The following is an 11,216-nucleotide window of genomic DNA, read 5'->3' as shown; positions in this document are numbered from 1 at the left end:
ATTTCGCGAAAAAATTTGGTAAAAAAAAAGAAACGGCACCGTAAAATAGGTGCTGTTTCAACTCGTTTTCGGATAACGCTCGCGGAGGATGCACGGGCATGTCTGGCAGTGCATTCCTCCTTCTGTTTGGTAGTAAAGGCAGCATGTGGTCCGCTGCTTCACGCCCGCATTTCCTTTCCAAAACCGTTTTAACGGATTTTGTCGAAAAGTGCCGAATAACGCTCCATCAGCGTCGTGAACAAGGAAATGAAAGTCGTTGTAAAGTTGTTCGCGAATGTAGGCAAGCGAATCATCTTTGCCTAACGTCTCATACAACCAATAAATATAAATAGCAATATTTTCCCATAATATATGGACAGATATTTTCGTTATGCTTCGTAGCTTTTCTATTAATGGAGAGAAATGTCCAGCAAATAACTGGCGTACCGTCTCTTCTCGCCATTGGTCGCGGCAGCCTGTGCATATTTCTGCCTTGAGCTCTTCAAAACGAAAAGTCGGCAGCCACATATCATCATTATCATCCGTTTCCATCCAAATCCGCTCTGGTGACAGCACAAGCCGTTTATTCCAAACGGACATCGCATATAACGACATCGCTGCAAGAAAGCTATAACGTTTGATCAACATGGATGCCGCCACCACTTTATTGGCGGCACCTAGCTTTTGACGAACTTTTTCTAAATAATCGACAAGAACATTCTCCTTATGCAACTGATCAATGCGAATCGATAGCGGCGAGTCTATCCGCACCACTGAAAGCCGATACGTTTCTAATACCTTTATTTCCTCTGTGGAAAGAATCATGATGAAACGCCTTCTTTCTGCAAAATACATCTTCCTTTTCCATACGGAATGCAAAGCGGAGTGCCAAATAATGGATCATATGTCACTTGACAATCCATTTGAAATACGTCTTTCACCAGTTGGCAGGAAATGATTTCTTCTGGCTTTCCTTGCGCATATATTTTTTTATCGCGAATCGCAACAATATGATGTGCATAGCGGCACGCCAAGTTGAGGTCATGAAGCACCATGACAATCGTGCGCTTTTCTTTCTCATTTAGTTCAAACAATAAATCAAGAATTTCAATCTGGTGCGTCATATCCAAGTAGGTTGTCGGTTCGTCCAATAAAATAATGTCCGTATCTTGCGCTAATGTCATCGCGATCCAAGCGCGCTGCCGCTGTCCCCCTGAGAGCGAATCGACCGGACGCTCCGCCAATTCTGTCATTCTCGTCGCCTCGAGCGCACGCCGCACCGCTTGCTCGTCTTCGTCACTCCATTGCTTCAGCCATGTCTGATACGGATACCGCCCCTGTTTAACAAGCTGCAGTACCGTCAATCCTTCCGGTGCCGTCGGCGATTGCGGTAAAATCGCCAGTTTTTTCGCCACCTCTTTTGTCGGCAATTTTGCGATTTCTTTTCCTTCTAGTAAAACCAAACCGCCTTTCGGCTTCAAAAGCCGCGCCAAAGCGCGAAGCAGCGTCGATTTCCCGCAGCCGTTCCCCCCGATAAATACGGTAATTTCTCCTTTTGGAATCATTAAATCCAACTCATCAATAATAATCGTATTTCCATATGATAATGTTAGCTCTTTTGCTTGTAAGGCGTTCATATTCTTCCACCCCTTTTATGCATATCGGCTTTTATATAATAGGTAAATAAAATACGGCGCCCCAACTGCCGCTGTAAATACCCCGGCTGGAATTTCCATTGGGGCAAACAGCATGCGTCCGGCAAGGTCAGCCGCCATCACTAAAATGGCTCCTAATAACGCGGATGCAGGAATAAGTGCGCCAAATGAAGAACCGACAAGCCTTCTTGCCATATGCGGCGCCATCAACCCGACAAAGCCAATGCCTCCCGCAAAAGCGACCGCTCCTCCGGTTAAGGCAGTGCTTAATAAAAGAAGGAAAAAACGTTGCTTTTGCAAGGAAACTCCCGCTCCGATTGCCAATTCATCTCCTAATTCTTGAATGTTCATCTTCCGTGCTGATAGCCAGCTAGCCGCAAGCAAAATCAAAGCCCATGGCGCAAGCAGTGTGACATGCTTCCACGAAGCGCCGTAGACGCTTCCAGTAATCCAAACGTTCGCCTGGCTCGCCCGGTAAATCGGGCCGGTAATCATTAATAACATTGTGAGCGCCTGCATCAGTGCGGATATTGCAATCCCTATTAATACAAGCCTCAGCGGTGCCATGCCGTTTTTCCAAGCCAGCATATACACGAGCAAGGCAGTTACCGTCGCACCGACAAACGCGCCGAGCGGCAGCCAATGGATGCTGATGGTTAAGGAATTATTTTTGTCGCTAAACAACGTCAAAAACGTAACGACCGCTGCAGCGGATCCGCCCGTAATGCCGAGCACGTCCGGCGAGGCGAGCGGATTGCGGATCATTCCTTGCAAAATCGCCCCTGCTACGGCAAGCGACATCCCCGCTAACAATGCGACAAGAATGCGCGGCAAGCGAAACGTATAAATCACGATTTCGTTCATGGCCGAACCATTTCCAAACAGCGTTTTCGCCACTTCTAACGGGGAAATATACATTTCGCCGCTTCCCGCACTGACAAGAAATATGACCACGCTAACAGCTAATAAAATCAAACTAATGGTTATCGCTTTTTTATCGACCAAAAACGAGATCGATTTCCCGACTCGCAGCGATGCATACTTCTTCATTTTGCTAAAATCCCCCTACGGGCAATATAAATAAAAAACGGAACACCAAAAAACGCTGTCACAATTCCGACCGGAACTTCGCGCGGCATTAAAATATAGCGCGCCCCAATATCAGCCGCAATCAATAAAATCGCTCCGATCAAGGCACAATACGGCAAGACCCAGCGATGGTCCACGCCAACTAGCGCACGCGCAATATGTGGAACGATGATGCCGATAAATCCAATCGGTCCGGCAACGGCGACCGAACTGCCGGCAAGTAATACGACAAGAAGCGCTAATCCTACTTTCGCCGCATTCGTGCGCTGCCCTAAACCTTTCGCCACATCATCACCCATCATTAAAATGTTCACTTTTTGCGCGAGCAGCAGTGATCCAATCCAGCCAACGATAAAGTATGGAAGAACGGCTGTTAACATTTCCAGCTTCCGTCCGGCTATCGAACCGGCTAGCCAAAATAACACTTCTTCCAGCGCCTTTTCATTTGCGGCTAACATTCCTTGTGTTAACGAAGCAAACAAGGCGGCGACCGCCGTGCCGGCAAGCGTTAATTTCAAGGGGGTTGCTCCGTCTTTTCCGACTGCGCTAATGATAAACACGATTGCCGCTGCCAGCGCAGCACCGCTAAAAGCTAGCCATGTAAATATTTGCAGCGAATGTACTTGGAAAAAGGTCACAAATAGAACAATAAAAAAGCCAGCCCCCGCATTAATGCCAAAAATTCCTGGCGATGCAAGCGGGTTTTTCGTCAACGCCTGCATGAGCGCCCCCGCCATCGCTAAACTTGCCCCCACCGCTGCGGCAATCAACGCCCGCGGCAGGCGGACCGTTTCAATAATGATATGGGCATTCGAACCGTTATTGTTCGTGAACGCCTCTATCGCATTTTTCCAATTTGTATCGGTATAGCCGTAAATGATGCTCATCCAAATGGCTGTCATGAACAACAAGCATAGGATAAACAAACCAATCGATCTCTTCCGGTTTGTAGCTAACATCGTAAATCTCCCTTATATATCTATCTCTATCGATAAGTCTATTTGATAATGACTCTCAATGTCAATGGTTTTTTATTTTATTTTCAACCATTTCTCATCATTTTTTCATTTTATATTGACAATGATTATCGTCTTCATTTATCATTTCTCTTGTAAATGAAAATCATTATCAAAATTAAGGGGGATACATAATGTTCAAATCTAAGTTCTCTTTTCTCCTCGCCGCTGCTCTCTCCCTTCTTGTCATTCTCGCTGGCTGCAGTAAAAACGAGGAGGCAGAGCCAAAAAACAATGGAAATGAAAAACAAAAAGAAATAAGCTATACCGTTAGACACGCCATGGACACCACAGAAATAAAAGGAACTCCAAAACGCGTCGTCATTTTAACGAATGAAGGAACGGAAGCGCTATTAGCGTTAGGTGTTAAACCGGTCGGCGCCGTCAAATCATGGACGGGTGACCCTTGGTACGATCACATTAAAGATAAAATGAAGGGCGTCAAGGAGCTGGGAACGGAAGCAGAACCAAGCCTAGAAGCGATCGCCGCATTAAAACCGGATCTAATTATCGGCAATAAACTGCGCCATGAAAAAATTTACGAGCAGCTATCCAAAATCGCTCCTACTGTTTTTTCGGAAACGCTCCGTGGCAACTGGAAAGACAATTTTATGCTCTATGCCAAAGCAGTAAATAAAGAAGAAAAAGGAAAAGAAGTCATCGCCAAATATGACAAGCGTATTGAAGAATTAAAAGCAAAATTAGGCGACAAATTGAAGATGAAAGTATCCATCGTTCGCTTTATGCCGGGAGATGTCCGCATTTATCATAAAGACTCGTTCTCCGGCGTCATTTTAGACCAGCTAGGATTTGCCCGTCCGGAATCGCAAAATGTCAACGACTTTGCGGAAACGGGTGTAACGAAAGAACGCATCCCAGCGATGGACGGCGATATCCTCTTCTACTTCACCTATGAAACAGGAGACGGAGAAGCAAACAAACTAGAAAAAGAATGGATTAACGACCCGCTCTTTAAAAGCTTAAACGTTGCAAAACAAGGAAAAGTATACAAAGTAAGCGACACGATTTGGAACACGGCAGGCGGTGTGCTCGCTGCCCATTTAATGCTTGATGACATCGAAAAATATTTCGTGCAACAACCGTAAACGGAAAAAAGCTGCCCTCTTCTGCAGGGCAGCTTTTTTATGCAGGCACCTGCAATCGATAGCGCTGTCGATGAAAAAAGTTGTCGCTTCTACAATACTATGTTAAATTCAAAGTACAAACCTATATGGAAAGGATGACGATGGCATGAAGCGAACCGCCATCATGGCAGCATGTCTGCTTTCATTTGGCATCATCATGGGCGCTTGCTCCGATGACAAAGCAAGCGAAGCGAAGCATGACCATTCCATGACATATACAACCAATTCCGGCGATATCCGCGAAACGACGAAATCGATCGACCATCTTCCAACCTTTCTAAGCAATTTTGAAGAAGATATGGCCGTCCTGTATCAGCAAGCCGCCAAGCATAAAGACTTGCTCGAACATATTCCTTGCTACTGCGGCTGCGGTGAAGCGGCTGGACATAAAAATAACTACGATTGTTTCGTTTATGAGACGAGAAAAAACGGCTCCATTGTTTGGGATGACCATGCGACCAAATGCGGCGTCTGCCTCGATATTGCCGCTGAATCCATCGCCGCCTATAAACAAGGAAAATCCATCAAGGAAATTCGCCAAATGATTGATGAAAAATATAAAGAAGGCTACGCGGAACCGACGCCAACGAAATCATTATAATAGAAAGGCTATCTCTCTTACCGGAGATAGCCTATTTACCGCATACTTAACGCCGTATACAAATCACGCAACGTTTCAATGTTGCGTTGTTTTAATTCCTCCAATAACACCTTCCATAGCTTTGCCATCGCCTCAACATCGCCGTCAGCCGTATGCCGCTTTTGGCATAAAATTTCGTAATATTGCAGCGCTTCATCGAACGTAGGACACGAACAGCGCAAAATCATTTCCACCATTGGCTGCATATCGAAAAAGCGCGCGGCCCATTTGGTCCGATAATACTTCCAGAGAAAGTGGCGGAGAAACGATAAATCATGGCCAATATGATAGCCGATCATTACTTCGCCATGAATAAACGATAAAAATGAACGGAGCGCCTCCCGTAGGCGCGGGGCATGCAGGACGTCTTTCGTCTGAATTCCCGTCAACGCGGAAATATGCGGCGGAATCGTTTTTTCCGGACAAACGAGCGTAAAATATCTCTCTTTTACGATTCCGTTTAATGTTTTCGCCGCCGCCATCGCCAAAATTTCGTCGCCCTGCTGCGGAGAAAACCCCGTCGTTTCCATGTCAATAATTACAAAAGGCACTTCCGCTAAAGGAGTAGTTATATCGATTTGCTGCTTTTCTTTCCGCAGCGATCGCAGCCACATTTCCTGATGCAGCGAATGCTCCCCGTCTAGGAAGGCAGACAATGCTTCGCGCGGTATTTCCAGCGACAGCAAGCGAAGCGCCCGCTGCCAAAAACGATGCCGCTCCCTCACCTAATACCACCTGCCCGCCGTAGGACAAGCCGCTGCAGCTTTTTTACGGTCTTCATCGCTTTTTTCAGCCGTGTTCGTTCGTTTGTTTCCAGTGCGCGCCATAATACATAGTCCCGCTCGTTTGTCGCTTCCGTTGCATACTTTATCCGAATATAGTAATACGTCAAGAGCGCATCCCTCACTTTCTCCGCCAACGGCAGCGGAAGCAGCTTCTTGTTTGTGATCTCGCGCCACCGTTCCCATGTCGTCGCCGCGGAAATATTGGCAGCACACGCCAGCCACTTTAGCGCGTTGACGATTTGCACATACCCGCTATGCTTCATATGAATCGCTCCACTGTGGGGTCCCCACCGTTCCATTTGCACGTTGCCTATCCAGCCTAAAGGGACGCTAGGAAACATCACATGCTCCCCCATTTGCCGCAATAGCTGCGCCTTCTCGTTCGTCGAACGAAACAGCGTCCGCCTGCTGTCATCAACCAGCTCGCTATCCCCATAAATCGGCCGCATATCCATGGCGATAAACAAAAAGCGGATATCATTAGGAAGACAGCCGCTTATATACATCTTGATCTGTTGCTTCCAATCGCAAAGCGACTGCCCCCACCGTTTGTTTGTCGCCATTACGTAGCCGGAACAATACGGGTAGCCAATTTCGTGCAAATAATTCGTTCCTACAGCGGCCATATGGCGGATGAATTCATAACATTGTTGCTCTTCCTGCTCCGCGCAGGCAAACAAAATACCATGATCTTGGTCCGTCCATATCGTCGGCTCCCGCCTCCCGATGCTTCCCATCGCATACCAGCACCAGCTGCGCGGACGGACGCCGGCTATCGCGCGCAATGTTTCCTGTTCGGCCAAACAAAACACCCGTCTCATCATCGCATCATGCGCATCAGCGACGATTTCAGAAATCACCTCAAGTTCCTCCCAGCGCAGCTGATAACGCAACCGTCTGGCGAGCTCATCATGATACAGTCGGAGCTCCCCGATCGTTTGCGCCTCTTCCAATTGCTTCACCCATTCATATAACGATTCCATGATCGTTCACCTTAAACAAGATTACTGTTGCACCATCGGCTTCGGCTGATAGGCAGGATCCAACTGCTCCGGATAACCGTATGAACCGTGTTCGCTAATATCCAATCCAGAAATTTCTTGTTCTGCCGTCACGCGCAATCCAATCGTTTTCTTTAATACAAACAAGACGACAAAGGAGACGATCGCTACATAAACCGATGCGCCGAGCACGCCGGCCGTCTGCACGATCAATTGATGAAATCCGCCGCCATACATAAGGCCCGCTTTGCCGATCCCGGTTATTTCGACTAATCGCGGCGAAGCGAAAAATCCAGTCGAAATCGTACCGATGATGCCGGAAATGCCGTGCACGGAAAACGCGTAAATCGGGTCATCGATCCCTTTTCGCTCAAAATAAATCGACGTCCAAAATGTCAATGAGCCGGCAGCCGCGCCGATTACTACCGCCGCCCATGGCTCCACGAAAGCGCACGCCGCTGTAATCGCTACAAGCGCGGCAAGCACCCCGTTGACCATCGCTGGAATATCCGCTTTTCCAACCATGATTTTCGCCGTGATAAGCGAGGCAACCGCTCCCGCCGCAGCCGCTAAATTCGTCGTTAACGCCACATAACCGAAAAAGCCATCGCCTACCGCCATCGTGCTCCCCGCATTAAACCCAAACCAGCCGATCCATAAAATCAATCCGCCGATGACGGTATACACTTGGTTGTGTCCCGGAATGACGTTCGGCGTTTTATCTTTATTGAACTTGCCGATGCGCGGTCCAAGCAAAACCGTCGCGACCAACGCGGCGATCGCCCCTTGCAAATGAACGACCGTAGAGCCAGCAAAATCTTGCATGCCTATTTCACCAAGCCATCCGCCGCCCCATACCCAATGGCCAATGACCGGATATATGGCGATCGTAAAAATCGTTCCAAACAGAAAATAGACCGATAACTTGGCGCGCTCGGCAAATCCTCCCCAGGCAATCGCGAGCGACACCCCGACAAAACCGAGCTGAAACAAAAATTTCAACGCTAGCGGAACATTCGCCCATGACAACGAAGCAAACGTCTTTTCATCCCCTTTTAAAAACCATCCATCCGTTCCCATTAGGCGATTTCCCTCTCCAAACGCAACCGCGAAGCCAAATGCCCAAAACGCCAGCGAGGCGATCGCAAAGCTGAGAATCTGTTTTCCGGCGACATGCCCCGAATTTTTCATTCTCGTCGACCCCGCTTCTAAAAGCGCGAATCCAGCCTGCATTCCGATTACCAGCACCGCGCTCACCATTACCCATAATGCGTCAAGACCCGCAGCTAGCATTTTGCCATCCATTCACTTCTCCCCTTTAATGTAATTTTTTATAACTTTATATGTAATAATATATAACAAATAAAAAGCAAATTTCAATATTAACTTCCTTTTGCAACCGATTACTTAATAGATTTTGTTATGTTTTGTAACATATATTTTATCAATATCGCAAAGAAAAAACGGAATGCCTTAAGGCATTCCGTACATTTTACGCGACGCGAATCGGCTTTCCGAACGGCACGCGCGGCATATAGTCGTCCGGTACAAGCCAAAATACTTCATAGTCGACTTGCAATTCTTCATAAAAATAGCCAGTGACATCGGTGATGTAAAAAAGCGTATCGATTTTTTGCTCCGCTGCCCATTCCAACACTTCTGTATATGATGATTTTCCATGTTTAAAATACTTAATGGTGGCAACACCGACCGGAGATACGTCGCGAATTTTAAAATCCGCTTGCACGAGCAGCGTATCCGGCCGTACTTTTTCAAACAGCTTGACAATGTTTTGAATGAGCACGGGACGTGATGGGCGGGTGGACGTATCAATCGCCAAGGCAATGGAATGATCTTTCCGTTCTTTTAGTAATGCCAAAATTGCTCGTTGCCATTTCACAATCATCAGCCCCCCTAATATAGTATGGCAATGTACAGTACTAGTATGAACGGGAAGGAAGCTGAGTACGAACTGTTTTTCTTTCCTCTTTCTCCTACAATTTTGTCAAAATTAATCCGCATAAGGCAGTCGCAATGCCGATAAGCTGGTACGCTTTTAGTCTTTCCTTGAATAAGTAACAACCTAAAAAAACGACAATGAGGCAGTTTAAGCTGACAACAGGAAAAACGATGGATGCGATGCCTGTCGTAAGCGCATAAAAATAGCAGCTAAAGCCGATGACGCTGAAAAAAGCCACCGTCGCGCCCACCCGAAACTCCCGTTTATGGACAATCGTTTTGCGGCAGCTCCAATATAAATACAGCCCGCCGCCGCCATACATCGCCGTCAGCAAGTCGAGCGAACCGATGCCGATGACCGAACACCACTTCATTAAAATTCCTACTATTCCAAACGAAATGATCGCCATGGCGATATGAAACAGCCAAGGTATGTATTCATGATTTCCTTTCTCCACTTTCGGAGTATATTGAATAATCGCAGCGGAACATAACATACATAAAATGCCGATCCAGTGTAAAAGCGGAATATGTTCGCCAAAAACAACCCCCGCTGCCAGCACCGGAAAAATCGCATTTACTGCCACCAGCGGAGCCGTCAAACTGGCCGGCCCTTTCTCAAACGCCCCCGACATTTGCATGTTTCCCGTCGCATTGCAAATCCCGATCAACGCTCCGAGCATCATCGATGTCGCGCTTGGATGAAGCGATTTTGTCATCCATCCATACAACGCCATAATGCCAAACGCCACCATATAAAAATAAAACTGGATATGTTGTTTCGACATCGAATGGCGCGTGCTCCATTTAAACAGCGTATTGTTAATACCGAAACAAACCGCGGTCATCACAGCAGCAGCCAACCACACGTCTGTCCCTCTCCCTGTTGAATAAATTGTACAATCTCTATTATAAATCCAAAAAACGTAAAAACGTCAAGGCTTTTTCCTGCCTTGACGCTCCGCTGTTACTGTTTTCGTTCTCGGGAAAGAGGGATGTCTTTTCCCTCCACGTTATCGATGACGGCTTCCACTGTCCCTTCCGCATATACATCGCTTACCTGCTCATGCGTTTGTGCCAACGCGGAAGCGGAAAAAGACGACGCTTCCTCATCGGATGGCTCGTACTGTCTTCCCGCAATTTGCAGCTGTTCGTTCTTTTCCATGGATCAGATTCCTCCTTGTTCATTTCCGCTCACTATTAATGTGGAACAACAAGGCAAAATAAAAAGAGGAAGTTTATGGGTATTGCATGCATACATTCGCATCAAAACGGCAAACTAATGGTAAACCATTCATGGAAGAGAGGATGAACATCATGAAACAAACAAAGCAAAACAACAACGTCGAACAACAGCAAAAAAAACAACAACCGGAAAAAGATACCGAAAAACAGCCTGGATATGGAGACAAAAAATTGGAAGGACCAAATTTCCCGGCCGAATAATGTTCGGTTAAAGGATGGCGTTTAAAAATGAAACATTTAATCGCACTTGCATTAAAGTACGTGCTGCTGGCTACGGTCTTTTTTGCGATCGTCCCGCTATTTTTGCGCGTCTCCTCGGCGGAACTGTTATGGTTCAGCCTGTGGATGACCATCGTTGCTTATGCGCTCGGCGATTTGTACCTTCTCCCGCGCTTTGGGAATCTATCAGCGGCGATTGCGGACTTTGGCCTCGCTTTTGTCGGCGTCTGGATCGGCATCGGTGCTTTTTACGATGGCAACGGTACTGCGGTTTTAAACGCCGCGTTCTTTTCCGCGCTGCTTGTCGCGCTTGGCGAAGTGTTGTTCCATGCTTATGTCCAACGCTTCATCCTTCGCGGCCAAGAAGAAGAAGGTGTGCCTTTACTTGGACGTGAATGGCAAACGGAGATGGCGGAAGAATTCGACGTCCGCCGTGAAGCAGATCATGATGACCAAAAACAGAAAAGCTGACCTCATCTAGAT

Annotated in this window: 14 protein-coding genes; 4 read left to right on the top strand and 10 right to left on the bottom strand. The window is 47.1% G+C overall.

All coding sequences use genetic code 11. The features are described 5' to 3' along the window. Window positions 1-57: 57 nt before the first annotated feature. From HT574_RS04690 to HT574_RS04675, 4 genes are read right to left on the bottom strand one after another with little or no spacing between them, the layout of a single operon-like run. The gene (locus tag HT574_RS04690; RefSeq protein ID WP_175243637.1) at window positions 58-804 is read right to left on the bottom strand and encodes an IucA/IucC family C-terminal-domain containing protein; all 747 of its coding nucleotides are present in this window, start codon (window positions 802-804) and stop codon (window positions 58-60) included. Continuing rightward, the gene (locus tag HT574_RS04685; RefSeq protein WP_042410469.1) at window positions 801-1,616 is read right to left on the bottom strand and encodes an ABC transporter ATP-binding protein; all 816 of its coding nucleotides are present in this window, start codon (window positions 1,614-1,616) and stop codon (window positions 801-803) included. The genes HT574_RS04690 and HT574_RS04685 overlap by 4 nt, the downstream gene beginning before the upstream one ends. Before the next feature lie 15 nt (window positions 1,617-1,631). After that, window positions 1,632-2,684 (bottom strand): FecCD family ABC transporter permease, encoded by a 1,053-nt coding sequence (locus tag HT574_RS04680; RefSeq protein WP_175243636.1) that lies wholly within the window; start codon window positions 2,682-2,684, stop codon window positions 1,632-1,634. Then, complete coding sequence (locus HT574_RS04675; protein ID WP_175243635.1) at window positions 2,681-3,682, bottom strand: FecCD family ABC transporter permease; 1,002 nt, start codon at window positions 3,680-3,682, stop codon at window positions 2,681-2,683. The genes HT574_RS04680 and HT574_RS04675 overlap by 4 nt, the downstream gene beginning before the upstream one ends. 191 nt (window positions 3,683-3,873) lie before the next feature. On the opposite strand from HT574_RS04675, the gene HT574_RS04670 reads away from it, so the two are divergent. Both HT574_RS04670 and HT574_RS04665 read left to right on the top strand, forming a co-directional pair. Further along, entirely contained in the window at window positions 3,874-4,845 is a 972-nt protein-coding gene (locus tag HT574_RS04670; protein WP_175243634.1) for an ABC transporter substrate-binding protein, read from the top strand. 145 nt (window positions 4,846-4,990) lie between these two features. Continuing rightward, window positions 4,991-5,485 (top strand): PCYCGC domain-containing protein, encoded by a 495-nt coding sequence (locus tag HT574_RS04665; RefSeq protein ID WP_175243633.1) that lies wholly within the window; start codon window positions 4,991-4,993, stop codon window positions 5,483-5,485. Window positions 5,486-5,520: 35 nt separating this feature from the next. Here HT574_RS04665 and HT574_RS04660 read toward each other — a convergent pair whose 3' ends face one another. From HT574_RS04660 to HT574_RS04635, 6 genes are all read right to left on the bottom strand, one after another. Next, a complete protein-coding gene (locus HT574_RS04660; RefSeq protein ID WP_175243632.1) occupies window positions 5,521-6,249 on the bottom strand; it encodes an exonuclease domain-containing protein in 729 nt (242 codons plus the stop codon). Next, window positions 6,246-7,292 (bottom strand): DUF294 nucleotidyltransferase-like domain-containing protein, encoded by a 1,047-nt coding sequence (locus HT574_RS04655; RefSeq protein WP_175243631.1) that lies wholly within the window; start codon window positions 7,290-7,292, stop codon window positions 6,246-6,248. The genes HT574_RS04660 and HT574_RS04655 overlap by 4 nt, the downstream gene beginning before the upstream one ends. A gap of 21 nt (window positions 7,293-7,313) precedes the next feature. Next, entirely contained in the window at window positions 7,314-8,615 is a 1,302-nt protein-coding gene (locus HT574_RS04650; protein ID WP_175243630.1) for an ammonium transporter, read from the bottom strand. A gap of 187 nt (window positions 8,616-8,802) precedes the next feature. Then, on the bottom strand, window positions 8,803-9,210 hold the full coding sequence (locus tag HT574_RS04645; RefSeq protein ID WP_026078681.1) for a VWA-like domain-containing protein: 408 nt from the start codon (window positions 9,208-9,210) through the stop codon (window positions 8,803-8,805). Window positions 9,211-9,304: 94 nt separating this feature from the next. After that, entirely contained in the window at window positions 9,305-10,138 is an 834-nt protein-coding gene (locus HT574_RS04640) for a DMT family transporter (RefSeq protein ID WP_175243629.1), read from the bottom strand. Between the two features lie 98 nt (window positions 10,139-10,236). Continuing rightward, window positions 10,237-10,434 (bottom strand): YozQ family protein, encoded by a 198-nt coding sequence (locus HT574_RS04635; protein ID WP_017437620.1) that lies wholly within the window; start codon window positions 10,432-10,434, stop codon window positions 10,237-10,239. 152 nt (window positions 10,435-10,586) lie between these two features. Here HT574_RS04635 and HT574_RS20190 point away from each other — a divergent pair, with 152 nt between their 5' ends. Further along, window positions 10,587-10,715 (top strand): hypothetical protein, encoded by a 129-nt coding sequence (locus HT574_RS20190; RefSeq protein ID WP_256410131.1) that lies wholly within the window; start codon window positions 10,587-10,589, stop codon window positions 10,713-10,715. Window positions 10,716-10,742: 27 nt separating this feature from the next. Further along, window positions 10,743-11,204: a YndM family protein gene (locus tag HT574_RS04630; RefSeq protein WP_175243628.1), complete on the top strand. Its 462-nt coding sequence runs from the start codon at window positions 10,743-10,745 to the stop codon at window positions 11,202-11,204. Window positions 11,205-11,216: the final 12 nt, after the last annotated feature.

The organism is Parageobacillus sp. VR-IP (assembly GCF_013357975.1).
Taxonomy (GTDB): Bacteria; Bacillota; Bacilli; order Bacillales; family Anoxybacillaceae; genus Saccharococcus; species Saccharococcus caldoxylosilyticus.
This window is presented reverse-complemented; position numbering and strand designations above follow the sequence as displayed.

Excerpts from the sequence above, each read along its gene's own strand:
- HT574_RS04650 (WP_175243630.1), bottom strand. The coding sequence starts at position 8,615 with ATGGATGGCAAAATGCTAGCTGCGGGTCTTGACGCATTATGGGTAATG.
- HT574_RS04670 (WP_175243634.1), top strand. The coding sequence starts at position 3,874 with ATGTTCAAATCTAAGTTCTCTTTTCTCCTCGCCGCTGCTCTCTCCCTT.
- HT574_RS04680 (WP_175243636.1), bottom strand. The coding sequence starts at position 2,684 with ATGAAGAAGTATGCATCGCTGCGAGTCGGGAAATCGATCTCGTTTTTG.
- HT574_RS04690 (WP_175243637.1), bottom strand. The coding sequence starts at position 804 with ATGATTCTTTCCACAGAGGAAATAAAGGTATTAGAAACGTATCGGCTT.
- HT574_RS04630 (WP_175243628.1), top strand. The coding sequence starts at position 10,743 with ATGAAACATTTAATCGCACTTGCATTAAAGTACGTGCTGCTGGCTACG.
- HT574_RS04675 (WP_175243635.1), bottom strand. The coding sequence starts at position 3,682 with ATGTTAGCTACAAACCGGAAGAGATCGATTGGTTTGTTTATCCTATGC.
- HT574_RS04635 (WP_017437620.1), bottom strand. The coding sequence starts at position 10,434 with ATGGAAAAGAACGAACAGCTGCAAATTGCGGGAAGACAGTACGAGCCA.
- HT574_RS04685 (WP_042410469.1), bottom strand. The coding sequence starts at position 1,616 with ATGAACGCCTTACAAGCAAAAGAGCTAACATTATCATATGGAAATACG.
- HT574_RS20190 (WP_256410131.1), top strand. The coding sequence starts at position 10,587 with ATGAAACAAACAAAGCAAAACAACAACGTCGAACAACAGCAAAAAAAA.
- HT574_RS04665 (WP_175243633.1), top strand. The coding sequence starts at position 4,991 with ATGAAGCGAACCGCCATCATGGCAGCATGTCTGCTTTCATTTGGCATC.
- HT574_RS04655 (WP_175243631.1), bottom strand. The coding sequence starts at position 7,292 with ATGGAATCGTTATATGAATGGGTGAAGCAATTGGAAGAGGCGCAAACG.